At 65.4% G+C, this 26,206-nt stretch carries 21 protein-coding genes and 1 pseudogene; 6 read left to right on the plus strand and 16 right to left on the minus strand.

What is annotated here, in order from left to right; genetic code table 11:
• Positions 1–187 precede the first annotated feature (187 nt).
• From acs to NG696_RS12360, 4 genes are read left to right on the plus strand one after another with little or no spacing between them, the layout of a single operon-like run.
• Positions 188–2,482 carry an acetate--CoA ligase gene (gene acs / locus NG696_RS12345; RefSeq protein WP_252575586.1) on the plus strand — a complete coding sequence of 765 codons (2,295 nt, stop codon included), beginning with the start codon at positions 188–190 and terminating at the stop codon, positions 2,480–2,482.
• Positions 2,479–3,678 (plus strand): dimethylsulfone monooxygenase SfnG, encoded by a 1,200-nt coding sequence (gene sfnG / locus NG696_RS12350; protein ID WP_252566860.1) that lies wholly within the window; start codon positions 2,479–2,481, stop codon positions 3,676–3,678. Before acs ends, sfnG begins: the two co-directional genes overlap by 4 nt.
• Complete coding sequence (locus tag NG696_RS12355; protein ID WP_252575588.1) at positions 3,678–5,018, plus strand: O-acetylhomoserine aminocarboxypropyltransferase/cysteine synthase family protein; 1,341 nt, start codon at positions 3,678–3,680, stop codon at positions 5,016–5,018. Before sfnG ends, NG696_RS12355 begins: the two co-directional genes overlap by 1 nt.
• Positions 5,015–5,509, plus strand: coding sequence for a CoA-binding protein (locus tag NG696_RS12360; RefSeq protein WP_252566856.1), 495 nt, complete (start codon positions 5,015–5,017; stop codon positions 5,507–5,509). Before NG696_RS12355 ends, NG696_RS12360 begins: the two co-directional genes overlap by 4 nt.
• 29 nt (positions 5,510–5,538) lie before the next feature.
• Here the strand turns inward: NG696_RS12360 and NG696_RS12365 are convergent, their stop codons facing one another.
• From NG696_RS12365 to NG696_RS12385, 5 genes are all read right to left on the minus strand, one after another.
• Positions 5,539–6,378, minus strand: coding sequence for a hypothetical protein (locus NG696_RS12365; RefSeq protein ID WP_252566854.1), 840 nt, complete (start codon positions 6,376–6,378; stop codon positions 5,539–5,541).
• Positions 6,375–6,926, minus strand: coding sequence for an RNA polymerase sigma factor (locus NG696_RS12370; protein ID WP_252566853.1), 552 nt, complete (start codon positions 6,924–6,926; stop codon positions 6,375–6,377). Before NG696_RS12370 ends, NG696_RS12365 begins: the two co-directional genes overlap by 4 nt.
• Before the next feature lie 256 nt (positions 6,927–7,182).
• The gene (locus NG696_RS12375; RefSeq protein WP_252566851.1) at positions 7,183–7,524 is read right to left on the minus strand and encodes a YegP family protein; all 342 of its coding nucleotides are present in this window, start codon (positions 7,522–7,524) and stop codon (positions 7,183–7,185) included.
• 318 nt (positions 7,525–7,842) lie between these two features.
• Complete coding sequence (locus tag NG696_RS12380) at positions 7,843–9,132, minus strand: adenylosuccinate synthase (protein WP_056348633.1); 1,290 nt, start codon at positions 9,130–9,132, stop codon at positions 7,843–7,845.
• Between the two features lie 244 nt (positions 9,133–9,376).
• A complete protein-coding gene (locus NG696_RS12385) occupies positions 9,377–10,441 on the minus strand; it encodes a M14 family zinc carboxypeptidase (RefSeq protein ID WP_252566849.1) in 1,065 nt (354 codons plus the stop codon).
• A gap of 310 nt (positions 10,442–10,751) precedes the next feature.
• Between NG696_RS12385 and NG696_RS12390 the strand changes: the two genes are divergently transcribed.
• A complete protein-coding gene (locus NG696_RS12390; protein ID WP_056348638.1) occupies positions 10,752–11,381 on the plus strand; it encodes a uracil-DNA glycosylase family protein in 630 nt (209 codons plus the stop codon).
• Positions 11,382–11,533: 152 nt separating this feature from the next.
• On the opposite strand, the pseudogene NG696_RS12395 reads toward NG696_RS12390, so the two are convergent.
• The 4 genes and pseudogenes from NG696_RS12395 to NG696_RS12410 form a co-directional block, all read right to left on the minus strand.
• Positions 11,534–11,926: pseudogene (locus NG696_RS12395) on the minus strand (DUF3151 domain-containing protein); the annotation flags it as partial.
• A gap of 2 nt (positions 11,927–11,928) precedes the next feature.
• Complete coding sequence (fbaA, locus tag NG696_RS12400) at positions 11,929–12,948, minus strand: class II fructose-bisphosphate aldolase (protein WP_056348649.1); 1,020 nt, start codon at positions 12,946–12,948, stop codon at positions 11,929–11,931.
• Between the two features lie 211 nt (positions 12,949–13,159).
• Positions 13,160–14,416: a lipase family protein gene (locus NG696_RS12405; protein ID WP_252575590.1), complete on the minus strand. Its 1,257-nt coding sequence runs from the start codon at positions 14,414–14,416 to the stop codon at positions 13,160–13,162.
• 141 nt (positions 14,417–14,557) lie between these two features.
• Complete coding sequence (locus NG696_RS12410; RefSeq protein WP_374208674.1) at positions 14,558–15,253, minus strand: TrmH family RNA methyltransferase; 696 nt, start codon at positions 15,251–15,253, stop codon at positions 14,558–14,560.
• A gap of 52 nt (positions 15,254–15,305) precedes the next feature.
• Here NG696_RS12410 and NG696_RS12415 point away from each other — a divergent pair, with 52 nt between their 5' ends.
• Positions 15,306–16,136 carry an HAD-IIA family hydrolase gene (locus tag NG696_RS12415; protein ID WP_252566841.1) on the plus strand — a complete coding sequence of 277 codons (831 nt, stop codon included), beginning with the start codon at positions 15,306–15,308 and terminating at the stop codon, positions 16,134–16,136.
• On the opposite strand, the gene NG696_RS12420 is transcribed toward NG696_RS12415, so the two are convergent.
• From NG696_RS12420 to uxaC, 7 genes are all read right to left on the minus strand, one after another.
• Positions 16,133–17,173 (minus strand): alpha/beta fold hydrolase, encoded by a 1,041-nt coding sequence (locus NG696_RS12420; protein WP_252575591.1) that lies wholly within the window; start codon positions 17,171–17,173, stop codon positions 16,133–16,135. The genes NG696_RS12415 and NG696_RS12420 overlap by 4 nt on opposite strands.
• Positions 17,174–17,300: 127 nt before the next feature.
• On the minus strand, positions 17,301–17,882 hold the full coding sequence (pyrE, locus tag NG696_RS12425; protein WP_193340778.1) for an orotate phosphoribosyltransferase: 582 nt from the start codon (positions 17,880–17,882) through the stop codon (positions 17,301–17,303).
• A gap of 127 nt (positions 17,883–18,009) precedes the next feature.
• A complete protein-coding gene (locus NG696_RS12430) occupies positions 18,010–20,277 on the minus strand; it encodes a gluconokinase, GntK/IdnK-type (protein WP_252575726.1) in 2,268 nt (755 codons plus the stop codon).
• A 53-nt stretch (positions 20,278–20,330) separates the two neighbouring features.
• Positions 20,331–21,560 (minus strand): D-mannonate dehydratase ManD, encoded by a 1,230-nt coding sequence (gene manD, locus NG696_RS12435; RefSeq protein ID WP_160677348.1) that lies wholly within the window; start codon positions 21,558–21,560, stop codon positions 20,331–20,333.
• A gap of 45 nt (positions 21,561–21,605) precedes the next feature.
• A complete protein-coding gene (gene uidB, locus NG696_RS12440) occupies positions 21,606–23,036 on the minus strand; it encodes a glucuronide transporter (RefSeq protein ID WP_252575593.1) in 1,431 nt (476 codons plus the stop codon).
• Positions 23,037–23,333: 297 nt separating this feature from the next.
• Positions 23,334–24,761: a mannitol dehydrogenase family protein gene (locus NG696_RS12445; protein ID WP_252575595.1), complete on the minus strand. Its 1,428-nt coding sequence runs from the start codon at positions 24,759–24,761 to the stop codon at positions 23,334–23,336.
• A complete protein-coding gene (uxaC, locus tag NG696_RS12450) occupies positions 24,758–26,164 on the minus strand; it encodes a glucuronate isomerase (protein WP_252575596.1) in 1,407 nt (468 codons plus the stop codon). The genes NG696_RS12445 and uxaC overlap by 4 nt, the downstream gene beginning before the upstream one ends.
• Positions 26,165–26,206: the final 42 nt, after the last annotated feature.

Consider the following 26,206-nt stretch of genomic DNA (forward strand, 5'->3'; position numbering starts at 1 on the left):
TACGTTCCGCGGACCCCGATTTGGCGCAGAGCGTACGGTCAGCTGTAGTGGAAGTGACCATCCCGAGCGGCCGAGAGACCTGGATCGATGAAGCCGCAGCATCCCTGACCAAACGCTGTACCCGTTGAGGCGACCATCCTCGGCAAACAGTGAAGGGTGCTACCGCCAGGATCGATGGAGCACATCTATGACATCAGAAGTATCCTCTGCCACGTCTCTGTCCACCCTGAGTCCCGTCAGCGCCGCAGCAGCGGCCGCCGCACTGGGCTCTCCCCAATCCACTTCGAACGCGACGGCGGTCGAAGCAGGGCTGCGTGACGCGCCCGGCCCTTCCAGCAGCTCATCGGGATGGTCCTCGACCGAGCCCAACGACGTCGCCGTGCACGGCGCACCGTCGGGAGGGCCGGCGCGCCACAGCAGCACCACCGCCGCGCAGCACACGGCGGAGCACGAAGCAGCCCAGCACCACGAAGAAACACGCGGCGAAGCACAACCGGACAATGTGGCATTTTGGGAACAGCAGGCCCTCCGCCTGGACTGGGCCCAGCCAGCAGGAACGTCCGGCGGCAAGCCGTGGCACACGGCCCACCGCCGCGTCCCGGCCGACGCCGCAGCCCGAAAAGGCCCGGAGATCACCTGGTTTGAGGGCGGCAAGCTCAATGTCGCCTTCAACTGCGTGGACCGCCACGTAGCCAAGGGCCACGGCGACAAGGTGGCCCTCCACTTCGAGGGCGAGCCCGGCGACCGTCGAGCCATCACGTACGCGGAGCTGCAGTGCGAAGTCTCCAAGGCGGCCAACGCCCTGCAGGCCCTGGGCATCACCAAGGGTGACCGCGTGGTCATCTACCTGCCGGTCATCCCCGAAACCGTCATCATCACCCTCGCCGTGGCCCGCATAGGCGCCATCCACTCGCTCGTTTTCGGTGGCTTCTCCGCTGAAGCCCTGAAGTTCCGCGTCGAAGACACGGGCGCCAAGCTCCTGGTGACCACGGACGGCCAGTTCCGCCGCGGTGTCGCCGTGCCCGTCAAGGACAACGCGGATGCCGCCGTCGCCGGGGACAACGCGATCGAACACGTGCTGGTCATCAACCGCACCACGGCGCCGGAGGACCTGGCCGCCGTCCCCATGACTGAAGGCCGCGACGTGTGGTGGCATGACGCCGTCGGGAGCGCCGCGGAAGTCCACGAACCGGAGGCGTTCGACGCCGAGACGCCGCTGTTCATCATGTACACGTCCGGGACCACCGGCAAGCCCAAGGGCCTGGTCCACACTTCCGGCGGGTACCTGACCCAGGCGTCCTGGAGCTTCGAACACCTCTTCAGCAACCCGGATCCCGCACTCCGTGACCAGGACGTGCACTGGTGCACGGCGGACCTCGCCTGGGTCACGGCGCACACTTACGAGATCTACGGCCCGCTCTCCAACGGCGTCACCCAGGTGATCTTCGAAGGCACTCCGAACACCCCGCACCCGGGCCGCCACTTCGAGATCATCGAACGCTACGGCGTCACGCAGTACTACACCGCGCCCACGCTGGTCCGTTCCCTCATGGGCTGGTTCCCGGACGGCGTGCCGGGCAGCTACGACCTCTCCTCCATCCGGATGCTCGGCACCGTGGGCGAGGCCGTGAACCCCGAGGCCTGGCGCTGGCTGCGCCAGAACGTCGGCGCCGGCACCGCACCCGTGGTGGACACGTGGTGGCAGTCCGAGACCGGCGCCACCATCCTCTCCCCCGCGCCCACGGACACCGAGTTCAAGCCGGGCTGCGCGGCCCGCCCGCTGCCGGGCGTCAGTACCAGGATCGTGGACGACGCCGGCAATACAGTGCCGCCGGGCGTCCAGGGTTTCATTGTGGTGGACACCCCCGGACCCGCTATTGCGCGCACCGTCTGGGGCAACCCCCGCCGCTACTACGACTCCTACTGGAGCCAGTATGTGGAACAGGGCTGGTTCCTCGCCGGCGACGGCGCGAAGTACGATGCCGACGGCGACATCTGGATCCTGGGCCGCGTGGACGACACCCTGAACGTCTCCGGCCACCTGCTGTCCACCATCGAGATCGAGTCAGCGCTGGTGTCCCACCCCGATGTGGTGGAGGCCGGCGTCTGTCCAGTGGCAGATCCCAAGACCGGGCACGCGATTGTCGCTTTTGTCGTACTAAAGCGCGGGCTTTCGCTCCCCAACCGCCCCCTCCCCTCGCAAGCTCGGGCAGGGAACCCGGCGGTCGTGGGCCCAGGCTCTATCGCCGAGGAGCTCCGCAACCACGTGGCGAAGGCGATCGGCCCGATCGCGAAGCCGCGCGACGTCGTCGTCGTCCCTGACGTACCGAAGACCCGCAGCGGCAAGATCATGCGCCGGCTGCTCACCCAATTATTCGAGGGGACCGCCCTGGGCGACACCACCTCGCTCCAAAACGAACCGGCGATCGCCGGAATCCAGGACGTCCTGCGCGAGCGGACCCTAGTAAAGGAAAACTCATGACAGACATCAGCAACGTTGCCCGCCTTTCAGAGCCGCTCAAGTTTGCGTACTGGGTGCCGAACGTTTCCGGCGGCCTGGTGGTCTCCACGATCGAACAGCGCACCGGCTGGGACTTTGACTACAACAAGAAGCTCGCGCAGATCGCCGAGAACTCCGGTTTCGAGTACGCCCTGACGCAGACCCGGTATGCCGCGTCCTACGGGGCCGACAAGCAGCACGAGGCCACGTCCTTCAGCCTTGCCCTGCTCGCCGCCACGGAGCGTCTCAAGGTCATCGCCGCCGTCCACCCGGGCATGTGGCACCCCGGTGTGCTGGCCAAATACATCATCACCGCGGACCACATCTCCAACGGCCGCGCCGCCGTCAACATCGTCTCCGGCTGGCTCAAGAACGAGTTCACCAACTTCGGCCTTGACTGGCTGGAGCACGACGAACGCTACGTCCGCACCGAGGAGTTCATCAGGGTGCTGCGCGGCCTGTGGACCGAGCAGGAGTACAGCCAGGCCGGCAAGTACTACAACATCACGGACTTCACCCTGAACCCGGCCCCCGTGGACGTTCCCGGCCGCGCCCACCCCGAGGTCTTCTTCGGCGGCAACTCGACGGCGGCCCAGGCCACTGCGGGCCGTGTGGCCGACTGGTACTTCTCCAACGGCAAGGACCTGGAAGGCTTCAAGGAGAATATCGCCGGCGTGGTGGCAGCGTCCGGCGAAACCGGCCGAGGCAACGACGGTGCCCTGGCCGCCCCCCGCTTCGGTCTCAACGGCTTTGTGATCGCCCGTGATTCCGAGAAGGAAGCCCGCGATACGCTGCGCGAAATCGTTGAGAAGGCACACAAGCCGGCAGTCCAGGGCTTCCGCGACGCCGTGCAGGAAGCCGGCGCGTCCACCAAGGACGGCAAGGGCATGTGGGCCGACTCCAGCTTCGAGGACCTGGTCCAGTACAACGACGGCTTCAAGACCCAGCTGATCGGCACCCCGGAGCAGATCGCCGAACGGATCGTGGCTTACAAGAAGATCGGCGTGAACCTCTTCCTCACCGGCTACCTGCACTTCCAGGAGGAAGTCGCCGCCTTCGGCCAGGACATCCTGCCGATCGTCCGCGAACTCGAAGCCGACCTGGCCCGCAAAAACGGCACCCAGCTGGACGTGTCCGGGACGCCGGTTGCCGCAGCCGCCGAGTCGGTGGCTGTCTGATGGCTGACCGCAAGTTCGGTTTCCGCACCCGCGCGCTGCACGCCGGCGGCACCCCCGACGCCGAGCATGGCGCCCGTGCGGTGCCCATCTACCAGACCACGTCCTTCGTGTTCAAGGACACCCAGGATGCCGCCAACCTCTTCGCCCTGCAGAAGTACGGCAACATCTACTCCCGCATCGGCAACCCCACCGTGGCAGCGTTCGAGGAGCGCATCGCCTCGCTGGAGGGCGGCATCGGCGCGGTGGCGACGTCGTCGGGCATGGCCGCGGAGTTCATCACGTTCGCTGCGCTGACCCAGTCCGGCGACCACATCGTGGCAGCCTCCCAGCTCTACGGCGGCACCGTCACCCAGCTGGACGTGACCCTCCGCCGCTTCGGCGTTGACACCACCTTCGTTCCCGGCACCGACCCCGCGGACTATGCCGCGGCGGTGCAGGAGAACACCAAGGCGATCTTCGTCGAGGTGGTGGCCAACCCGTCGTCGGAAGTCCAGGACCTGGCGGCCCTGGCCAAGGTAGCGCACGACGCCGGCGTCCCCCTCGTGGTCGACGCCACCCTGAGCACGCCGTACCTTGTGCGCCCGATCGAACACGGCGCCGACATCGTGATCCACTCCGCCACCAAGTTCCTGGGCGGGCACGGCACCACGCTGGGCGGCGTGATCGTGGAGAGCGGCCGGTTTGATTGGGGCAACGGCAAGTTCCCCACCATGACCGAGCCGGTGGCGTCCTACGGAGATGTCTCCTGGTGGGGCAATTTCGGCGAGTACGGCTTCCTCACCAAACTGCGCTGCGAACAGCTGCGGGACATCGGCCCGGCACTTTCCCCGCTTTCGGCCTTCCAGCTGCTGCAGGGCGTGGAAACACTGCCGCAGCGCCTGGACGAACACCTCAAAAACGCCCAGGCCGTGGCCGAATGGCTCGAGGCCGATCCCCGGGTGGCGTACGTCAACTTCTCCGGGCTTCCCTCGCACCCGCATTTTGAGCGCGCGAAAAAGTACTTGCCGCTGGGCCCCGGCTCCGTGTTCTCCTTCGGGGTGAAGGGCGGCCGCACGGCCGGGCAGAAGTTCATCGAATCCCTGCAGCTGGCCTCGCACCTGGCCAACGTGGGTGATTCCCGCACTCTGGTGATCCACCCGGGTTCCACCACGCACCAGCAGCTGAGCCCGGTCCAGCTGGAATCTGCGGGCGTGCCCGAGGACCTGGTCCGGATTTCCGTGGGCCTGGAGGACATCGACGACATCCTGTGGGACCTGGACCAGGCACTGGACGCGGCCTCGGAACCGGTGGTCGAGCTCGTCGGGACCGTGGATTCCTGCACGATTGGAGCCAACGTATGAGCACCAGCGAACGAACCTGGACCGGACCTTCGGCTCCGGAACGCCTGAACCTGCTGCGCGCAGCCACCTCGATTGCGATCGTGGGCGCCTCGGACAAGCCCTCCCGGGCGAGCTACTTTGTGGCGACGTACCTGCAATCGTCCACGCGGTACAAGGTGTACTTCGTGAACCCCGTGGTCAAGGAGATCCTTGGTGAACCGACCTACGCCTCACTGGCCGATCTTCCCGAGAGCCCGGACATCGTGGATGTGTTCCGCAAGCACGATGACCTCCCGGGCGTCCTGGACGAGGCCATCGCGGCCGGCGCCAAAACCCTTTGGCTGCAACTCGGTTCCTGGCATGAGGACGTGGCCGCGGACGCGGAAGCCGCCGGGCTCAACGTGGTGATGGACCGCTGCGTGAAGATCGAGCATGCCCGGTTCCATGGCGGGCTGCACCTGGCCGGTTTCGACACCGGAGTGATCTCCTCCAAGCGGCAGCTGCTTTCCTGACGGACAGGCGCTTCCTGACACAAACCTGATCAGCGGGTCAACTTCTTCAGCCAGATTGAACCGGGGCCCGCGTTGCCGGCCCCGGTTTTTTCTGTCAGTGCTGGGGGGACGATGGCCGACGTCAGGGACTCCCCCGCGGCTTCGGCCAGAGTACCGGCAACCAGCTTTCCGGCCTTGTCGAGCTCGGCAGCGGCGTCAGTGGCGGCCTTGGCAGGACCTTTGCTTTCCTGGGTGGCAGCGTCCTGGGAAGCAGCACCGCCAGGGGGGACACCCGCAGCGTTCCCCGGCGCGCCGCCGTCGTCCGTCTTTGACTTGCCGGGCGACGTGCCGTTTCCGCGGCCTGCCGGCTCCGTGCCCCGGTTCTGGCCTGCGTTTTCCGGACCGTTCGGTGGCGGGGCAGTTTCCCGTTCAACAGTTTCCGGCTGTGCCGGCGCTCCGTCGTCGCGGGTTGCCGGCTCCGCGCGCAACTGCGCCTCCGCCGGATTCGCGGCGGTCCGGCTGCCGGCGGGAGTCCCTGCGATGGACCAGCCAGGAGCCCAGTCCTGCAACAACTGCTGGATGGAACTGCTGGCCTGCGCGTCCGGAGCGGTGCCGCTGGCGGCCACCCCGGTGACGCCCAGCCCCATCCCCGCGATGACGGAAAGGCCCACAACGGTGGTCCGGTGCTTCCGGAGGAGCCTGTGCCGGGCAAGCTGGGGGGTCTGGCCTGACAGGAGCGCCGCCAGTTCGGGACCGGGCTCGGGTACAGGCAGGGAGCCTAGGGAGCCCACCGCGAGAAGGGCTTCGCGGAGACCGGCGGCATCGTCCACACCGGCGTCAAGGAGCATTTCATCAATGGTCCGGATCAGGGAGCTGGCATTAAACGTCATGGCGCCACGTACTCCTTCACTGCGGACTGCTCGCGCAGCCGGATCAATGCACGGCGCTGGAGTTGCTTGACGGCGCCGGCACTCTTGCCCATCACAGCGGCCACCTGGTCCACTGTGAGGCCCGCGACGAGGCGTAACGACAACACTTCCCGCTGTTCATCCGGCAGCTCGTTCAGGAGATCCGCGACCTCCTGCGGGGAGATCCGTTGCAGCACCTCGGCCTCAGCGGAGGACTCCTCGCGTCCGTCCAGCTCCGGTTCGAACGGAAGTTTGATGGGTGTTCGTTGCTGGCGCCGGTGATCGTCCACCATCCTGGCGTGCGCCACGGAGAAGACAAATGTGCGCAGCCCGGCCACGCCGCCGGTAACCCTCTGCAGCCGTGGCAGGACGGTAAGGAAGACTTCCTGCATAGCCGCCTCCGGATCTTCTACCCCGCGGGCTGTGAGGTAGCCCAGGACCTGTGGCGCGTAGGTTCGGTACACAATGCTGAAGAGCTCCGGATCACGGGCGCGCGCACGCATAACGTCGTCTGTCAGTGCATCGGTCACGGACACAGGGCCTTCGGTGGAGGGGACTGGGCTGGCTCAGCTTGGGCCCGCACGTCATCCGCGGAATGCCCTCGCCAGCTAACTTTACCCTCCAGTAACAAAAGAGCCGGTCTGGAACATGATGGGGGACAAGTTCCAGACCGGCGCTTCATAGGGGTAATCGCTCAAGGCACCGCAGGGGTTACGCCGTCGGACAAAAAACTTTCCGCAGCCGTGACGTGGGGGGGATTCTTGAGCTGACTACGTCCGGCGCGGCTCACGCCCAGCTCTGCGCGGTCACCCTTCGGCGCGGTGTTTTGGCAAGGACGAAGGTGTGTGCCCTGGCGGCGGGAACGCGCTGGTCCCCACAGTCCGGCTGGAGTTGGACGGGGACCACCACAGGGGCTGGCACGGGGGCCGGGGGTGCAACCTTGGCGGCGGGGCAGAGATCGGTGACCAGCCCTGTCCCGGCGCATTCGCGCACGGCGGCGATCCCTGCGGCCACTGCGGACTTATCCTCGAAGGCCCCGGATACGGCCACCACAGTGCCATCCGGTGCCTTGAGGTGGAACCTGAACCGTGAATCCGAGTCCAAGAAAACTTCAAACTTCCCGGCCATGGTAAATCCTTCCGGTTTGTGGGTCCCGTCCGGGCGACGTCTTCGCCCCGGCCGGCCGGAAGCATCGCTGCGTCCGGTACCTACGGGTCTGGTCCAATGTTCTGCTGATCGGGTTCAGCGTGTGCTTAAGAGTCTGTCCGGCCCGCCTGCAGACTCACAAGACCGGCCGCGTAAACCCTGTGTAAATTCCCAAGTGACTGACAGTTAACGTCGCGAAAACCGTTTTTGAGGACGCTAAGTGCGAGTCACTTGGGTCAGCAGACGACAAAGGCGGGCCACCTTTCCAGGTGACCCGCCGTCGTGGTGCCTTACAGGCCGTTAGTCGTTGATCAGATCGTGAACCACGATGGTCTGGTCGCGGTCCGGGCCGACGCCGATCGCGGAGAAACGCGTGCCGGAGAGCTTTTCGAGGGCCAGCACGTAGTTGCGGGCGTTCTCGGGGAGATCCTCCAGGGTGCGGGCACCGGTGATGTCCTCGGTCCAACCGTCGAAGTACTCAAAGATGGGCACTGCGTGGTGGAACTCGGTCTGCGTCATGGGCATTTCGTCGTGCCGCACGCCGTCAACGTCGTACGCAACGCAGACCGGGATCTGCTCGATGCCGGTGAGGACGTCCAGCTTGGTGACGAAGTAGTCCGTGAAGCCGTTCACGCGGGAAGCGTGGCGGGCCAGGACGGCGTCGTACCAGCCGCAGCGGCGCGGGCGGCCGGTGTTTACGCCGAACTCGCCACCGGTCTTCTGCAGGTACATGCCCATCTCGTCGAACAGTTCGGTGGGGAACGGTCCGGCGCCAACACGGGTGGTGTAGGCCTTGATGATGCCGATGGAGCGGGAGATCCGGGTGGGGCCGATGCCCGAGCCAACGGACGCGCCGCCGGCGGTCGGGTTGGAGGAGGTCACGAACGGGTAGGTGCCGTGGTCGACGTCCAGGAACGTGGCCTGGCCGCCTTCCATAAGCACAACCTTGCCCTCGTCCAGGGCGTTGTTGAGGACCAGGGTGCTGTCGATGACCAGCGGGCGCAGGCGCTCGGCGAAAGCCAGGAAGTAGTCCACGATCTCGTCCACCACAATGTCGCGGCGGTTGTAGACCTTGACCAGGAGCTCGTTCTTCTGGCGCAGGGATCCTTCCACCTTCTGGCGGAGGATGGACTCGTCAAAGACGTCCTGGACGCGGATGCCCAGCCGGGCCACCTTGTCCATGTAGGCGGGGCCGATGCCGCGGCCGGTGGTGCCGATGGCGCGGCTGCCGAGGAAACGCTCGGTGACCTTGTCCAGGACCTGGTGGTAGGGCGCCACGAGGTGCGCGTTGGCGGAGATGCGCAGCTTGGACGTATCCGCGCCGCGGGCTTGCAGGCCTTCGATCTCCTGGAACAGGGCCTCGAGGTTCACCACACAGCCGTTGCCGATGATCGGAATCGCGTTGGGGCTCAAAATGCCGGCCGGAAGGAGTTTGAGCTCATACTTCTCACCGCCTACGACGACGGTGTGCCCGGCATTGTTGCCGCCGTTGGGCTTTACGACGTAGTCAACGCGGCCGCCCAGAAGATCGGTGGCCTTGCCTTTTCCTTCGTCGCCCCACTGGGCTCCTACGATCACGATTGCTGGCATGGGATCCTCCCCCATTCGTTCGGGCCGCACAGGTCCGTCCACCGAAATGGCAGTCCTGCGTAGCGCCGTTCATGAGAATGCCCCGAAGGCCATAGCCTGGCCGGACCGCTACGGCGGCCAACCACGCAAGAGTCCGGGGCTCTTACCACCCAAGTTTAGCCGATCACGGACTTTGTCCACTCAATAGGGTGCCCATGGCCCTTCGCGCGCGGCAAAGGACCACGGGCAGACTTCCCGTGATCTACTACTCGTCGTCAGCTTCCTCGCCGGGACGGGACGTCTGGGTGTCCAGGCTGTCCCAGAAGGAGGTGTCGGCGTCGGCAATCGACCCGTCAGCGATGGCCGCCGCAGTGGCCGTCAGCGTGGTCACCGTTTGCTGGATCAGGTAACCGTTGCTGCGGAGCCCGAGGGCGTAGCCGTCTAGATAGTGATCAGACATGCCACGCATTTCGAAGAGCAGGGTGGCGATCCCGTACTCCACTGCGATGCCGTTGCGGCTGATGGTCTCGGCGCTGCCGCCCACATACTTGCCCAAGTGGCCCCAGCCGGTGGAGTCGACGTTGTTGAAGACCACGGCGCCTAACTGCTTGGACATTTCTACAACAGCCGGATCGGCATTGGGCGTGGTGGGGTACAGGATGGACCCGGAGACCAGCTTTCCGTCGCGTTCACTCCGGGTGCCCTGGTGGTGCAGGTCGATCATGTAGTCAATGTTGTACTTGCGAATGACGTTGTTGTGGAGCGCCTGGGTTTCGGGCTGGATTTTGGCTACGTGGTCACGGTTCAGGTCCACCTCCTCGGCGTTGTACCGCGTCATGTGGCGGTCGCCCTTGGCCAGGTAATCATCCAGCGGGAAGTTCACATCTCCCATCGCGCCGTCGGCGTTGAGCATGGGAACGATGAGGATGTTCACTCCGTCCAGGATGTCCCCCGATTTCCCGGTTCCCAGGTGTTTCACGAATGCCATGGCACCCTCGGTGGTCAGCTGCTCATTTCCGTGCTGCTGGGTCAGGTACAGGATGGTGGGTTTGGCCGGGTCCGAAATGTACTTCACCAGGTGGATGTCCCGGCCCTTGACAGTCTGGCCGATCACTTCCAGATCCATGGCTGGCTGGCGGGTGTCCTGATCCTTCAGGAAGGAGACCAACTCGTCATAGGTTGCCAGTTTCGAGGTGGTGATCTGGCCGTTGCCGTCATAGTTGGGGCCTTCGCCCACGGCTTGGGCCAACGGTGCCGGCGCGGCGAGTGCCGCCAGAACCAGGGCTCCAGATACGGCCGCGGTCCTTAAAGTTGCCAGGGTTTTGTTCACGGTACGTTACCTCTTTCGACTGCATGGAGGGTGCGACCAGCCGCAACGTCCTCATTGCGGGCTGTCACAGACAGCCAATCAAGCTAAACGAAAGCTGTCAATTAACTTGACAAAAGGCTGATCGCCCTGTGCCGTCCATCACGGGAGGTTAGGGCCGGGCCCCGCATTTCGCGGGGCTTGCTAAACTGATAGAGATCGACCAGGAATCGGTCCACACCACATTTCAAACCACGCCGGACGGGCGCGCCCATCACGCGCCCATTTTCCGGATTGGCAGCATCGCCGAGCCCCGCAGGAGACATTGCACTATATGACAGCCCTGGCCCCCGAATCCCTCCGTGAACAGCTCCTGAGCCGCCGCTACGAGCCCAACGTTGCCGCCGTCAACGAGCTGTGCGATTCCCTGCAGAGCGTCAAGCCCCACACCGAAGTCCCCTACGTCGACCCCATGCACGACGTGGACGAGTGCCGCATCATCAGCCTCTACTCCAACATCGGCGAGGCTGACCCGTCCGGCTTCATCACCGCCGGCGACGAAGACGCCGCCACCCGCATGCTCGGCATCCAGTGGAAGCTGGGCCTGCGCCCCGAGTTCGTGATGCCGTGGAACGTGCACCCGTGGCATACGCCGGGCGAGGTCAACGGCAAGTTCACGCCGGACCAGATTTCCGCCGGCCTCAAGCCGCTGCTGAAGTTCCTCGCCGTGGTCCCCCGCGCCTCGGTGATCGTGGCCCACGGCACCGAAGCCAACCGCCTGGCCAACCTGCTGCTGAAGACCGAAGTTCCGCTGCTCTGGCGCCGCGGGCTGAAGACCTACAAGGTCCGCTCCCTCAGCGGCCGCGCCTTCGCCGGGACGCCCGCGCGGCAGGAACAGTACCTCGAGGAAATGCGCGTCGTCTACACCGACGCTATGGCCCGCACAGGACTCGCGAAGGTCTAACAACCGGAGCATCTCTCGAAAAGCTCGACCACCTTACGACGGCGGGCGGTCACCTTTCCTTCTGAAAGGTGACCGCCCGCCGTCGTCGTTTCGACAAGCTCAACAACCGGAGTTGTCAGCCCTCGATGGCTGCCTTGGCTGCCGGGTCCGANCGGGTCCGAGTCGTTAAGGAACTTCTCGATGCGTTCCGGTTCCTCGGCTTCGCCGATGGCCGCGGACGCGCGGCCCAGCGAGTAGAGCGCGCGCAGGAAGCCGCGGTTGGGTTCGTGCTCCCACGGGATGGGACCCACGCCGCGCCAGCCGTTGCGGCGCAGCGAGTCCAGCCCGCGGTGGTAGCCAACGCGCGAGTAGGCGTAGGAATCGATGGTGCGGCCCTCGGCCCACGCCTCCTCCGCCAGGACAGCCCACAACAGCGACGATGTGGGGTGCTTTTCAACCAGGTCCAGGGCTTCGGCGCCGGCGTCCAGCTGAGCGTAGACGTCGGTCTCGGCAGGCAGGAGCGTTGGCTCCGGGCCCATGAGGTTCTTGCGGAACTCGTCGGACATTCCTAGAAGGTCTTTCCAGCGGAACCCAGCTGCTTGGTTGCCTCGACGACGCGGGCGGACAGGCCCGCCTCGGCGGAGGCACCCCAGACGCGCGGATCGTAGAGCTTCTTGTTGCCCACTTCACCGTCAACCTTAAGCACGCCGTCGTAGTTCTTGAACATGTGGTCCACCACGGGACGCGTGTACGCGTACTGGGTGTCGGTGTCGATGTTCATCTTGATCACACCATAGGAAACGGCGTCAGCGATCTCCTGGTCGGAGGAACCGGAGCCGCCGTGGAACACGAGGTCGAACGGGCTGTTCTTGCCAAGTTTGGCTCCCACTTGGGCCTGGATGTCCTTGAGGATCTCCGGGCGCAGCTTCACACCACCGGGCTTGTACACACCGTGCACGTTGCCGAAGGTCAGGGCCGTGATGTAACGGCCGTTCTCGCCGGCGCCGAGGGCTTCAATGGTGGCCAGAGCGTCCTCCACCGTGGTGTACAGCTTGTCGTTGATGGCGTTTTCCACGCCGTCTTCCTCGCCGCCCACGATGCCGATTTCAACTTCGAGGATCATCTTCGCGGCGGCGGTGCGTTCCAGCAGTTCGCGCGCGGTGCTGAGGTTCTCGTTGAGCGGCTCGTGCGAACCGTCCCACATGTGCGAGTTGAAGATCGGGTTGCGGCCGGCCTTGACCTCGGCCTCCGAAGCTGCGAGCAGCGGCAGGACAAAGCCGTCCAGCTTGTCCTTGGGGCAGTGGTCGGTGTGGAGGGCAATGTTGACGCCGTAGTTCTTGGCAACTTCCCGGGCGAACGCGGCGAAGCCGAGCGAACCGGCCACCATGTCCTTGGTGGCCGCGCCGGACCAGTAGGCGGCTCCGCCGGTGGACACCTGGACGATGCCGTCGGACTCAGCCTCGGCGAAGCCGCGCAGTGCGGCGTTCAGCGTCTGCGAGGAGGTGACGTTGACGGCCGGGAATGCATAGCCTCCGGCCTTGGCACGGTCGATCATCTCGGAGTAGATCTCTGGGGTTGCAATGGGCATGGTGACTCCTATGCTGAGTTTTCGTCTATGGGTTGTGACCCTGGAGAGTAGACCTCTTACGGCTAGCCACCATCCTAGCCATTTCTGTGCAGGGGCAGTGTTTCGGGTCACGCGGGCCGGTAACACTTACGCTCACATGCCGCACCGAGATGGCATTTCACGGCAGTGCCGGAGCCCGGGACTGCCACGAAATGCCATCTCGTGCAGGGGTTTAGCCGTACAGCCAGCAGTTGCTCACCGCGGACCGGCCCGCGAAGCGGCGCTCCAGGAAGTTGAACGCCTGCGGGATGGCGGCCGCGTAGCCGCCAACGTGGGTGGCCCCGGCCGTGACATCGAAATACACCGACGATCCGGCGGCGCACCAGCGCTTGGCCAGCTGCCTGCCCTGGTCAAAGGGAATCACGTCGTCGAGCACGCTGTGCGAGAGCAGCACAGGGACCGCGGGCGCCCGGCCGTTACCGATCTTCTGTTCGGCAATGACCGTCTTGAGCTCCGGGAGGTCCAGCAAGGAACTCAGCTTCTGCCCGGACACGGTGAGCTGCGCAGTGTTCAGGAAGCCGCTCGAGGCAATCGACTGCAACGTGCATTCGTTGTTCGTCGCCGCAACCTTCGCCCGCCCGGCAGCGTTGAGGTGGGGGCTCAGGTCCAGTCCGCCGGCGGCGCTCATTCCCGTCACCGCGTAGAGCAGGAACCCGGTGTACAGGCCGCCGTCGAGGTTTCGTCCGACGGCGGGAAGGTCGGCGGGGACCGCCCCCGCGTAAGCGCCCTTGAGGTTCAGCTCCGGAGCGTATTGGGGGGCAAGTTCGACGGCGGCTGCCGAGGCGCCGCCGCCCTGCGAGTAGCCGGCCAGCGCCACCGGGCCGCCGGGAACGATCTGCGGGTTCCCCAACCGCTGGGCCGCACGGGCGGCGTCGAGGACGGCGTGCGCCTGCGATTCGCGCGCCATGTAGGTGTGGCTTCCGGCCGTGCCGAGACCCTCATAGTCGGTCACGGCTACGGAGTAGCCCCGCGCCAGCAGCCCGGCAATGAAGATCCCCTCGTATTCCTCGCCGGTGGCCATGGCCCGGGACGGTGCACATTGGTCCCCCTGCCCCTGGGTTCCGGCGGCGTAGCTGACCAGCGGACGCGGGCCGGGATCGGTCCAGGCCGCGTACGGCACCAGCACTGTGCCGGTCACGGCGACAGGCACCCCGGAACTGTTCACGGAGCGGTACATGATGCGCTGCACGGAGGCCGGGGCCCGGATGGTCTTGAGCGGATCGACATAGAAGACAGACGGCTCCGTCCGGACCAGGTCGCCGTTGTTGGCCGGAAGTGAGGCGGGGGTGAAGTAGAAGTCGAGCGGGTTGGCCGTCGTCGCCGGCGTTAGGGCAGGTGCCGGAGCGGCGTAGGCCACCGCGCCCCAACCGAAGGTGAGAACCGCGGCCAACGCAATGGCCGAACAGACGCCTACAGAAGGATGCTTCATTGAACCTCCAGTCAGTGTCACACTCGCCAATGAGCGTGATCCAAGCCACATGCTACTGATGGGTAACTTGTGGACCTAAGGATTCTCCGAAGATTTCCGATAGTTTCGTCTCGGATTCAACGGCGGGGTTCAGAAGGCGCGCTACAGAACGGGCTGGCTAAAGACGTGCCGGCGGATCCAGGCATGCATGGCGATCGCGGCGGCCGAGGCGGCGTTGATGGAGCGGGTGGAGCCGAACTGCTCGATGGACAGGGTGGCCAGGGCCGCCTCGTGGACCTCCGGTGTCAGCCCGGGCCCCTCCTGGCCGAACACCAGGACGCAGTCCTTGGGCAGCTCATACGTCTCCAGGGGCACGGAGTCCGGGAAGATGTCTATCCCGATGATCGCGAGCCCCTCCCCCTGCGCCCACACCACAAAGTCCTCCACGGTGGGGTGGTGGCGGACGTGCTGGTAACGGTCGGTGACCATCGCCCCGCGCCTGTTCCACCGGCGTCGTCCGATGATGTGGACTTCCTTGGCGAGGAACGCGTTGGCGGTGCGCACCACGGTGCCGATGTTGAGGTCGTGCTGCCAGTTTTCGATGGCGATGTGGAAGTTGTGCCGCTTCGAATCGAGGTCCGCCACGATCGCGTCATGCTTCCAGTAGCGGTACTGGTCCACCACGTTGCGGCGGTCGCCGTCGGCCAGCAATTCCGGATCCCAGTGGTCGCCCGCGGGCAGCTCGCCGTCCCAGGGCCCGACGCCGACCTCCGCCTTTGGCTCCGAGGCCTCCTCGGGCGCTGGCTCCTCCGCTGGAATCGGATGAGGTTCGACTGGGTTTCCGGGCGTTTGTTTCACCCCTCAACACTAGACTGGACCACTGGAGCATTCATCACCGGCGGAGGTAAACGTGGCAGAAGCAGACCAGGTACAGGGTTCACCGGCGGTTTACCGCAGCGGCCAGGAGATCGAATGCTGGCTGACAGACATGGACGGCGTACTCGTCCACGAAAACCATGCCGTCCCAGGGGCCGCCGAACTGATCCAGCGCTGGGTGGACACGTCCAAGCGGTTCCTGGTGCTGACGAACAACTCGATCTTCACGCCCCGCGACCTCGCCGCCCGGCTCCGGGCCTCCGGGCTGGAGATCCCCGAGGAGAACATCTGGACCTCGGCGCTGGCCACCGCGCAGTTCCTGAAGGACCAGGTGCGGGGTTCCGGTTCCGGGAACCGCGCCTACACCATCGGCGAGGCAGGGCTGACGACGGCGCTGCACGAGGCAGGCTTCATCCTCACCGACCAGGACCCGGATTTCGTGGTGCTCGGCGAAACCCGGACCTACTCCTTTGAGGCCATCACCATGGCCATCCGCCTGATCCTGGCCGGGGCCCGCTTCATCGCCACCAACCCCGATGCCACGGGCCCGTCCAAGGATGGACCCATGCCCGCGACCGGCGCCATCGCGGCCCTGATCACCAAGGCCACCGGCAGGGAACCGTACATTGTGGGCAAGCCGAATCCCATGATGTTCCGGTCGGCCATGAACCAGATCGATGCGCACTCCGAGACCACCGCCATGATCGGGGACCGGATGGACACGGACATCGTCGCGGGCATGGAGGCCGGCCTGCACACGGTCCTGGTGCTGACCGGCATCACGCAGCGAGAAGATATCGCCTCCTACCCGTTCCGGCCGAACCAGGTCCTGAACTCCGTGGCCGACCTGAAGAACCAGATCTAGAAGACCGTCACCTTCGAGCCGCCGCGGGGCAGCGGGAAAAAGTCGTCCATCAGCCGCTCCACGATGGGCCGGTAGATGAGCGGATTCCAGCCGGGGCTCGCGTGCGCCGGCAGGGCCCCGTCCGTTTGCAGGTCCATGGAGACCATGTGGGGTTGGAACGCTGCCGACCACGCGTCCTTGGCCGTCTGGTAACGGACGGTGCGGTCTTTCGGGTTGCCGATGTACGCCATCCGCGTGCCGCCGAGCTTGTCCACAAACCGGTTTCCGTCGAAGTGGTAGATGTACGCCGACTCGGACTGGATGAGCACACTGGACGGGGCGATCGGGGACAGCTGCTCCATGGTCTGGTCCAGGATCTGCCGCCAGGTCCGCTCGTCCTTGTGGATGACGCGCTCCCCCAGTTCGTAGCTGCCGCGGACCACGGACGGGACACGGAAGCCGCTCTCGTACAGGAACACCACGCCGTCGAACCAGCTCTCGTCCAGCACGTCGCTGCGGCTGTAGGGGCTGGAGTCCAGCAGGATGAAGTCCACCTCCACGCCGTGGAATTCCCTGAGCCGCGCGGCCACCTGGGTGGCCACCATGCCGCCGAAACTGTGGCCGTAGAAGAAGAGCTTCGTGAGCTTTTTCGCCCGGACGTGTTCGATGACGGCGATCACCACCTCGTCGATGTCCAGCCCTTGGTTGGAATAGCCGACGGCGGCGAGCTGGCCGCGCTTGTTCAGCGCACCACGCATTGCGTTCAGGATCCAGAGCGCCTCTTCCCAGCTGGTCTTGTAGCCGGGGAAGAGGAACCAGCTGGCGTTCGGGTAGTAGGCGTCGGCGAAGTCGTCCGCGACCTGCAGGATCCGGTTGACCTGCCGCTCCGCCTGGACCCGGCGGGTAACCAGCATATCCGCCGCCAGCAGGGCCGAGGCGCCCGTGCCGGCCAGGAACCCGCGGCGCGAAAACCGCTTGAGTGCGGCGGCATTGGCCAGCAGCCGGGCTTGATGAGCTCCTGGCTGTTCCTGCGGATCTGCTTCCCCCCTGTACGGCACACCTCTACCGTAGCCACAGCGGAAGCCGCCGCTGCAACCCTGAGGCCGGCCACGGCCCCGGGCAACCCTGGGCGCGGGCGGCTGCTGGACCCGCCAGGAGGGGCCGAACCCGCCAGGAGAGGCCGGGCTAGGACAGGCCCAGCTCGTCCTTGCCGAAGGCGAACAGGTACGGGACGCCGGTCTCGGCTTCGATTCTTTCCTTGGAGCCAGTGTCCCGGTCCACGATGACGGCCACGGCAACCACGTTGCCGCCGGCCTTCCGGACACCCTCAACAGCAGTGAGGGCCGAGCCGCCGGTAGTGGACGTATCCTCCAGCACCAGAACCTTGCGGCCCTCAACCGACGGACCTTCAACCTGGCGGCCCATGCCGTAAGACTTCTGGGCCTTGCGGACCACAAAGGCGTCCACGGTGCGACCGGCGTCCACGGCGGAGTGCATAACAGCGGTGCCCACGGGGTCAGCACCCATGGTCAGGCCACCGGCGCACTCAAAGTCGATCCCGGCGTCGTCCGTCAGTGCCAGCATGACCTGGCCCACCAGCTTGGAGGCTTCATGGTGCAGCGTGATGCGGCGAAGGTCGATGTAGTAGTCGGCCTCGGCGCCGCTGGACAGGATCACCTTGCCGCGGACCACGGCCAGTTCCTTGATCAGTTCCAGCAGGCGGGCACGGGCAGCAGTGTTGGAAGCAGCATCAGGGGTGGCAGTCATGGTCTCCAGTTTACTGGAGGCCCCGACGCGGAAATGGCCCTGTGACGCAGAAATGGAATGGCGCTACGCGTATACGCGTAGCGCCATTCCATCTGCGAGTCGTCAGCCCAAAACCGCAGCGATAACCCTAGAGCCGGGTGTCGAAGGAATCGCAGAAAACGTTCTCGTTGAACGTCCCCTGGAACTCGGACTTGCCCATGATCTTCTCGATCGTGGCCCGGATGGCCTCCACGGTTCCCGCATGGGCGTGGATGGCGGTCTTGACCATCGGCACGTCGATGAGGTGGTTGGGCTGGTTCAGCGACACAAATACTGTGGGAACCTCGGTGGCGTACCAAGGGATTTCCGCGGCCATCGGGGTGGACCACTTGATCCGGATGGCCGCTTCCTGGGCGAAGCCCTTGACGTTGGCGAAGACAAACGCGGCGTCATACTTGTCCGCGTAATCGCCGGTGGCTTCCTCGGAGATGACGGACATAAAGTTGATGCCCGTCTCCCCCGCAGCACTGCGCTGAGCGGCCGTTTTGAACAGGTGCACCTCGAAGCCGGCTTTCTCCAGCTCGTCCTTGACCGTGTCCAGGTAGCCGAGCGGATCGGCCATGGTGAAGTCCGAGCCGCCGGAGATGCCGTACAGGCGGATCCGCTTGTGCGTTTCCGGCCGGATGGGCAGGTTATGCGCCGTGTCCTTGACCAGGGTGACGGTCTTGTCCGCGATCTCCGCAGCGATGGCGCGGTGGGCGTCGCTGCCGATCACAGCGAGTGCCTCCACCGGAGGAACCAGTTCGTTGCGGTCCTTCAGGTGCAGCCCCAGCGAGGCCTTGAGGGCAAGGATGCGGCGCAGGGCGTCATGCAGGCGCTGCTCGGTGATGACGCCGGACTTGTAGCCATCCAGCATGTACTGGAAGTCTTCGTCGGCGTTGCGGAAGAACAGGAACATGTCGCAACCGGCGGCAATGGTCGCAGGAACCAGGTCCTTGCGCTTCATAGCCTGGGTGAGCCCGATCATCTGCGAGGCGTCCGTGAGGATGAGCCCGTTGAAGCCGAGTTCGCCGCGCAGCAGGTCCTGGAGCAGTTCCGGGGCCAGTGTGGCGGGACGGATGTCCTTGTCCGCCAGGCCCGGGCGGAAGTGCCGGGAAAGCTCCGGAGCGCCGATGTGCCCGATCATGATGGACTGCACGCCGTGCCCGATCATTTCGCGGTAGACGTGGCCGTACGTCTTGTTCCACTCGTCGTAGCCGAGGGTGTTGTAGGACGTGACCACGTGCTGGTCGCGCTCGTCCATGCCGTCGCCCGGGAAGTGCTTCATGGCGCAGGCAGTGGGTGATTCACTGATGCCGTCGAAGTACTCCTTGGCCCGCTCCACCACGATCTCCGGCGTGTTGCCGAAGGCCCGGGTGGAGATGACCGTGTTCCGCCAGTTGTAGTGGATGTCCACGATCGGGGCGAAGGCCCAGTTGCAGCCCAGGGCTGCGGTTTCAACGCCGGCAACCTGCCCCATCCGGTGTGCGATGGACTTGTCCGGGTGCGAACCTGCCTGCAGGTGCGTGGATACAAACGTGCCGTCGTCGCAGCTTCCGGCGCCACCCATTTCCGGGTTGGACGCCACCAGCAGCGGCACCTTGGACTTCGACTGCGCGTGCCGAATGTGTTCCTGCACGGCAGCGGACGGGCCTGGCCGGTACCGCATGCCACCCACATGGAAGTTCTCCAGCACACCATCGAGGTATTCCGGGGAGTAATCGTTGTTGTGGTTGATGAACAGCTGCCCGATCTTTTCCTCAAGCGTCATCGATTCCAGCGTGGTGTTCACCCAGGTGACCGCTGCATCGTCGAGGTAGAACGGCGCGGCCTGGAGGTCGACGTCGAACTGGCGCAGTGGGGTGCCCGTGGCACCGGTGGCGGAGGTTCCGACGGCGGCAGTCACCGCAGCTGCGATGCCCGCCAACGCGTCGGCCACGACCTGGTCCACTGGACCGGCGATGTCCACCACAATGCCTGCCTCGTCGGCTTCCAGCGCTTCGAGGGTGGCCAGCTGGGATTCCAGCAGCGCGGGCGGCATGAAGTGCCCGGAGCGGCCTTCGGTCCGTGCCCTAAGAACGTCTTTGCTGCCGTGCAGGTGCAGGAACACCGTGTCCGGCGCCTGGGCGCGGATGGCGTCGCGGTAGCTGCGGCGAAGAGCCGAGCAGGCCAGAACCAGGCCGCCCTTGGCGGCTGCCAGTTCAGAGCCCACCGTGGCGAGCCACGGCCAACGGTCCTCGTCGGTCAGCGGAGTGCCCGCTGCCATCTTGGCGACGTTCTCCACCGGGTGGAGGGAATCGCCGTCGAGGAACTGAACGCCCAGCTCGCGGGCCACCAGGTCACCGATGGTGGTCTTGCCGCAGCCGGAGACGCCCATAACGATGACGCGGGGACCGGAGGCTCCCGCTGTGGAGGGGGATGTAGTGGCGGTCACCAGTCGTGCACCGTTCCGTCCACCAGGCGGTTGTACGGCAGGTAGGCCTGCTGATACGGGTACGCCGCTGCGGCTTCCTCGTTGAATTCGACGCCGATGCCAGGCTTGTCGCCCGGGTGCAGGTAGCCGTCCACGAAGGTCATGGACTGCTCGAAGACCTCGTTGGTCTTGTCGGAGTGCTGCATGTATTCCTGGATGCCGTAGTTGTGGATGGCCAGGCCCACGTGCAGCTGGGCGGCGAAGCCTACCGGGGAGATGTCCGTGGGGCCGTGGAAGCCGGACTTGATCTGGTACTGGGCGGCGAAGTCCATGACCTTCTTCAGCGGGGAAATACCGCCGAAGTGGGTGGAGGCTGCGCGCACATAGTCGATCAGCTGTTCCTTGATGATGGTCTGGTAGTCGTACACGGTGTTGAAGATTTCACCAATGGCCAGCGGGGTGGTGGTGTGATGGCGGACCCAGCGCAGTGCTTCTTGGTTTTCGGCCGGGGTGCAGTCCTCGAGCCAGAAGAGGTCGTACGGTTCCAGGGCCTTGCCGAGCTTGGCGGCCTGGATGGGGGTCATGCGGTGGTGTCCGTCATGCAGCAGCGGCAGCTCGGGACCGAATTCGTTGCGCACGGCTTCGAAGACGGTGGGCAGGTGGCGCAGGTACGCGCGGGTGTCCCAGTCTTCCTCCACGGGGAAGGCGCCGCGGCCGGCAGGCTCGTAGTCGTAGCGCTCGCCCGAGGCCTGGGCCTGGGCAGCAACACCGTAGACGGCCTTAATGCCGGGGACAGCGGTCTGGATGCGGACTGACTTGTAGCCCAGTTCCAGGTGCTCACGGACGGAATCGAACAGCGACTCGATGTCCGCGCCGGACGCGTGGCCGTAGGCCCGCAAGCCGTTGCGTGACGCGCCGCCCAGGAGCTGGTAGACCGGCATGTTCGCCATCTTGCCCTTGATGTCCCACAGGGCCATGTCCACGGCGGCGATTGCCGCCATGGTGACCGGGCCGCGGCGCCAGTAGGAGCTGCGGTACAGGAACTGCCAGGTGTCCTCGATCCGGTGCGGATCCTTGCCGATCAGCAGCTGGGCCACGTGCTCTTTGAGGTACGCGGCAACAGCCAGTTCGCGGCCGTTCAGGGTGGCGTCACCGATGCCGGTGACCCCGTCGTCCGTAGTGATGCGCAGGGTCACGAAGTTACGTGACGGGCTTGTCACGAAGACTTCGGCGGCAATGATTTTCACGGCAGATCCTTTCGGGGACTTCTGGTCAGTTGGTGGTGCTGGAAGTTAGTGGCCGGCAGTTTTGCCGGCGCCAACCGGCGTGCCGGCGTGAGCGGTGGTGCTGGCGTCAGCGGCGGTGGCGTCAGCGGCTTCGCCGGCGCCGACAGTTTTGGTCCGGCGTTCCTGGATCTCCTTGAGGATTTCCGCGTGCTTGGCGTCGGTCAGCGTGTACTTGGACATTACTAATACGGCAAGGATAGTCAGCACTGCAGGGATCGCACCCGCAGCGATCTGAATGCCGAACAGGGCGTCAGCGGTCTGGGCCGCGCCGGACTTGTAGCCGCCCAGTGCCAGGGCGTATGCCGCCAGGGCGCCGCCCACAGCCTGGCCGGACTTGCGGGTGAAGGAGAACAGGGCGTAGGTGATTCCTTCGGTGCGGACACCGGTCCGCCATTCGCCGTACTCCACTGTGTCGGCTTCCAGGGCCCACACCACGATGTTGACGGCGAGGACACCCACCAGGCTGACCACGAGGCCGGTAAAGCCCATCCAGACCTGGCCGGCCGGGGTGAAGAAAATGATCGCACCGCCGAGGACAGTGACCAGCGAGGAGTAGATGTAGACGCTCTTCTTGCCAACGTTTCGGACCAACCTGGGCATAAAGGCGGCCAGGAAGAAGGTGAGCGCCAGCTGGATGATGGACAGTACGGGGTACAGGTCCAGGCGGCCCAGGACGTCGCGCAGGTAGTACAGCTGCACGGAGGTCAGGGCGAGGTAGCCGGAGAGGAAGAAGAACGAGCTGAGGCACAGCATCATGAGGGGCTTGTTGCCCTTGAGGGTTTCCACACTCTGCTTGAACGTCACCTTGGGGACCGCTCGATGCACGCGCTCCTTGGCGGTCAAGGCCGTGAAGAAGTACAGCGCCGTTCCGATGACCACGAAGACCAAGGTGATGGTGGTGAACGTCGACTGGAGGTCGGCGCCCGGCTTGATCAGCGGTGCAACGAAGATACCCAGAGCAGAGCCCACCAGCAGTGCACCCACCATGCGGGCCGAGCCCAGCTTTGCGCGCTCTCCCGGATCCTGCGTCATAGCGCCGGCCAGCGAGCCGTACGGAATGTTCACGAGGCTGTAGGCAAGGCCAAGGGCTGCGTAGGTGACGTAGGCGTACAGCAAGGTGCCGGATTCACCCAACTGCGGGACGGAGAACGTTGCCACGCTCAGCAGGAGCAGCGGGATGGAGCCGAACATGATGAACGGACGGAACTTGCCGAAGCGCTTGCTGTAGGTCCGGTCTACGAGCCGGCCGGCAAAAACATCGGCGAAGGCGTCAAAGAGCCTGACTACCAGCAACAGGGTTCCGGCGGCTGCGGCGGAGATACCAGCAACGTCGGTGTAGTACACCAGCAGGAACATGGTGGCGGTGGTGAAGGCGAGGTTGTTGGCTGCATCGCCGGCGCCATAGCCGATGATGCTGAGCTTGTTTAGCTTTTTCATGAATTGGGCTCCTTTACCCTTGCCGCCGTGTTGGCCAGCGAAAATTATTGAAATGCTATGAAGCGGTGAATCTTTGGCGATGCTGCAGTGGGGAGAATCCGCATCGCTCGGCATACCGCCGGGTGTTTCTCGTTGCCTGTAATCCTAGTCACTTGGCAATAAGATGGCAAGCGGTTGCCATAAATTTCTGTTAATGCTTCATAAACTGCCCGTCATAGAAACAGAACTGCCCGGTCCAGGACCCTGGACCGGGCAGTTCTGTTCATTACGCAGCAGAAGTGCGCCTTGGCATGGTGCTTAGGAGCCCGCCGCGAATGTTCCGAGCAGGCCGGAAACGAGCTCCACGACGGCGTCGTCCGCTGCGACAGCGGGATCCACCAGCGCCAGGACCGCCCGCACGCGCTCCGTGCCTACCAGCTGGTTGGCCGCGGCTACCTCAGTTGCCAGCGGATCGTGGAACGTCCCGGCCGCTGCGCTGAAATCAATCCAGGCCGCGATCATCAGTGCCGCAGCGGCACCGGACTTGCCCTGGGCCCGTTCGGCCAAGAGGACAGGCACAGCCCGCATGCGCAGCTTGGTGCTGCCGTCCATGGCGATCTGGGCCAGGTGGTGGGCAATGCGAGCATTGCTGAAGCGGGCCAGCAGGGCCGCGCGGTACGCCGGGATCTGCAGGTCCGCGCCACCGGCCGCGGCGCCGGACAGGTTCGCCTCGGCTTCGTCCCAGAAGCTTTCGACGGCGGTCAGGCACTGCGGGTCCGCGAGGGCCTGCGCCACCGTGGTGTGTCCGCGGAGCTGGCCGGCGTAGGCCAGCAGGGAATGAGCGCCGTTCAGGAGCCACAGCTTGCGGTTCTCGTAAGGCTCGATGTGGTCAACGAAGACCGCGCCGGCATCTTCCCAGCGCGGACGGCCGGCCGGGAAATCGCCGCTGAGCACCCAGTTGGTGAAAGGCTCTGCCACTACAGGCGAGTTGTCGCGGTAGCCGCAGGCGGCCTCGACGGCGGCGATGTCCGCTTCCGTGGTGCGCGGCGTGATGCGGTCCACGGACGTGCTGACAAAACTGACATTTTCCTCGACCCAGGCAGCGAGCTCCGCGTCCCAGGCCTGTGCCAGGCCCGCCACGGCGTTGCGGGCTACCGTGCCGTTGTTGGCGAGGTTGTCGCAGCAGACAACGGCGAGCGGCCCGGCTCCCGCAGCCCGGCGCGCGGCGAGGGCGAAGACCAGCCGGCCCAGCGGCGTCGACGGGTTTCCGCTGCCGGAAGCCAGCAGCGCAAGGTCGCCGGCGACGTCGGGCGCCGTAGTGTCCAGCTGTCCGTCGGCACCGAGGCGGTACGCCGCTTCGGTGACCGTCAGGGTGACCATGGCGGTGGCAGGTGCCGAAACGAGCTCTGCGAGCCGCTGCACGTCCGCGCCGTCGACCGCTTCAACGATGCTGCCGACGACGGCGAACGAGTCGCCGCTGTCAGCGCGCTCCACGAGCGTAAAGAGGCCGTCCTGCTCGGCAAGAGCCAGCGCAGCGTCTGGGCGGCGGCCGGTGAAAGCGGCAATGCCCCAGTCCGAGGCGTCGCCGGCCTGGCTGGTGTACCAGGCCTGGTGCGAGCGGTGGAAGGCGCCGAGCCCGAGGTGGACGATCCGGACCGGCGGTTTGGCGGCAGCGTGGACGGTCCGGTTCAACTGCGGCAGTGAAACGACTGCCTTGACTGCTGCGTCCGTCTGTTCGATGCTCACAGTTTGAAAACCCTTCGCGGGGAGGAATCAACGGTGTCCACGATGATTTCGTGGGCACGGTCTTCACTGACACGGTGCTCTGCCACGAGGCGGGCCAGGAAGGAGGCTTCGATCCGGCGGGACGCATCGTGGCGGGCGGGGATGGAGCAGAAGGCCCTGGTGTCGTCGATGAAACCGGAGGAACGGGAGAACCCGGCCGTTTCGGTAACGGCGGAGCGGAACCGGAGCATGGCATCCGGGGCGTCCAGGAACCACCAGGGTGCGCCCAGATAGACGGACGGGTAGAAGCCGGCCAGCGGTGCGAGCTCGCGGGAAAACACGGTCTCGTCCAGCGTGAACAGCACCAGGTGGAAGTCCTTGGCCGTGCCGAAGTCCTGCAGCAGCGGTCGGATGGCCTCGGTGTAGTTGGTGGCGAACGGGATGTCGTGGCCGGTGTCGGCGCCGAAGGCATCAAACGTTGCGGTGTGGTGGTTCCGGAACGAACCCGGGTGGATGGTCATGACCAGGCCGTCTTCGACGGACATGCGACCCATCTGGTACATCATGTGGGCTTCGAAGGTGTTGCGGTCCTCAGCCGTGGCCTTGCCGGCGCGGGCGAGCTCGAAGATCCTCTCGGCTTGGGCGCGGTCCAGCTTGAGCGTTGCCGGGGTGAGGACACCGTGGTCGGCGGAGACTGCACCGTGCTCCACGAAGTAGCGGCGGCGGTTTTCCAGGGCCGTGATGTAGCCCGCGTAGCCGTTGGCGCCGTCACCGGCAGTTTCGATCAGGCGGTCAACGTTGGCGCTCCACGTGGGGTGCGCAATGTTCAGGTAGGCGTCCGGGCGGAACGTCGGCAGGACGCGGCCGTTGAAGGTGGAGTCCTCGGCGATGGCCTTGTGGCTGGCGAGGTTGTCCAGGGGATCGTCCGTGGTGGCAAGGACTTCGATGTTGAAGTCCTTGAACAGCTGGCGGGGACGGAAGCCCGGTTCCACGAGTTTGGCGGCGATGGCGTCATAGCTGGCGTCAGCGGACATCTCGCCCAGGTCTGCGCCCAGGTTGAAGACGCTGTCGAACTGATTGCGCAGCCAGTAGCCGGAGGCCGTGCCCTCGAAGAGGGGCCAGGCATCCACGAACGTGCGCCAGATCTCGCGTGACTCGGGCGTGGTGGGACCGCCGGCGCGCAGCTTGTCCAGTGGTGCGCCGTTGGCGTGGATCAGGCGGGTGACGTAGTGGTCCGGGCTGACGAGCAGCGCTGCCGGGTCCGGGAACGGCGTGTTGTGCTCGATGACGGCGGCGTCAACGTGGCCATGCGGGGAGATAATGGGGAGGTCCTGTACGCGCGTAAGGAGGTCCCGCGCAATGCTGCGCGTTCCTGGGTCGGCGGGCAGGAGCCTGTCTGGGTTGGCAGCAATCGACTGTGACATAGATCAATAATCTGCCTGGCGCCTCGCATTGTCAACCGGTTG

The sequence above is a fragment of the Pseudarthrobacter cellobiosi genome (genome assembly GCF_023913755.1).
GTDB lineage: Bacteria > Actinomycetota > Actinomycetes > Actinomycetales > Micrococcaceae > Arthrobacter > Arthrobacter cellobiosi.

What these genes read in the sequence shown, in the direction of transcription:
- NG696_RS12365 (WP_252566854.1), bottom strand. Translation starts at nt 6,378, where the DNA reads ATGACGTTTAATGCCAGCTCCCTGATCCGGACCATTGATGAAATGCTC.
- NG696_RS12405 (WP_252575590.1), bottom strand. Translation starts at nt 14,416, where the DNA reads ATGAAGCATCCTTCTGTAGGCGTCTGTTCGGCCATTGCGTTGGCCGCG.
- acs (WP_252575586.1), top strand. Translation starts at nt 188, where the DNA reads ATGACATCAGAAGTATCCTCTGCCACGTCTCTGTCCACCCTGAGTCCC.
- uidB (WP_252575593.1), bottom strand. Translation starts at nt 23,036, where the DNA reads ATGAAAAAGCTAAACAAGCTCAGCATCATCGGCTATGGCGCCGGCGAT.
- NG696_RS12355 (WP_252575588.1), top strand. Translation starts at nt 3,678, where the DNA reads ATGGCTGACCGCAAGTTCGGTTTCCGCACCCGCGCGCTGCACGCCGGC.
- NG696_RS12380 (WP_056348633.1), bottom strand. Translation starts at nt 9,132, where the DNA reads ATGCCAGCAATCGTGATCGTAGGAGCCCAGTGGGGCGACGAAGGAAAA.
- sfnG (WP_252566860.1), top strand. Translation starts at nt 2,479, where the DNA reads ATGACAGACATCAGCAACGTTGCCCGCCTTTCAGAGCCGCTCAAGTTT.
- uxaC (WP_252575596.1), bottom strand. Translation starts at nt 26,164, where the DNA reads ATGTCACAGTCGATTGCTGCCAACCCAGACAGGCTCCTGCCCGCCGAC.
- NG696_RS12360 (WP_252566856.1), top strand. Translation starts at nt 5,015, where the DNA reads ATGAGCACCAGCGAACGAACCTGGACCGGACCTTCGGCTCCGGAACGC.
- NG696_RS12375 (WP_252566851.1), bottom strand. Translation starts at nt 7,524, where the DNA reads ATGGCCGGGAAGTTTGAAGTTTTCTTGGACTCGGATTCACGGTTCAGG.
- fbaA (WP_056348649.1), bottom strand. Translation starts at nt 12,948, where the DNA reads ATGCCCATTGCAACCCCAGAGATCTACTCCGAGATGATCGACCGTGCC.
- pyrE (WP_193340778.1), bottom strand. Translation starts at nt 17,882, where the DNA reads ATGACTGCCACCCCTGATGCTGCTTCCAACACTGCTGCCCGTGCCCGC.
- NG696_RS12390 (WP_056348638.1), top strand. Translation starts at nt 10,752, where the DNA reads ATGACAGCCCTGGCCCCCGAATCCCTCCGTGAACAGCTCCTGAGCCGC.
- NG696_RS12430 (WP_252575726.1), bottom strand. Translation starts at nt 20,277, where the DNA reads ATGGGCGTCTCCGGCTGCGGCAAGACCACCATCGGTGACCTGGTGGCC.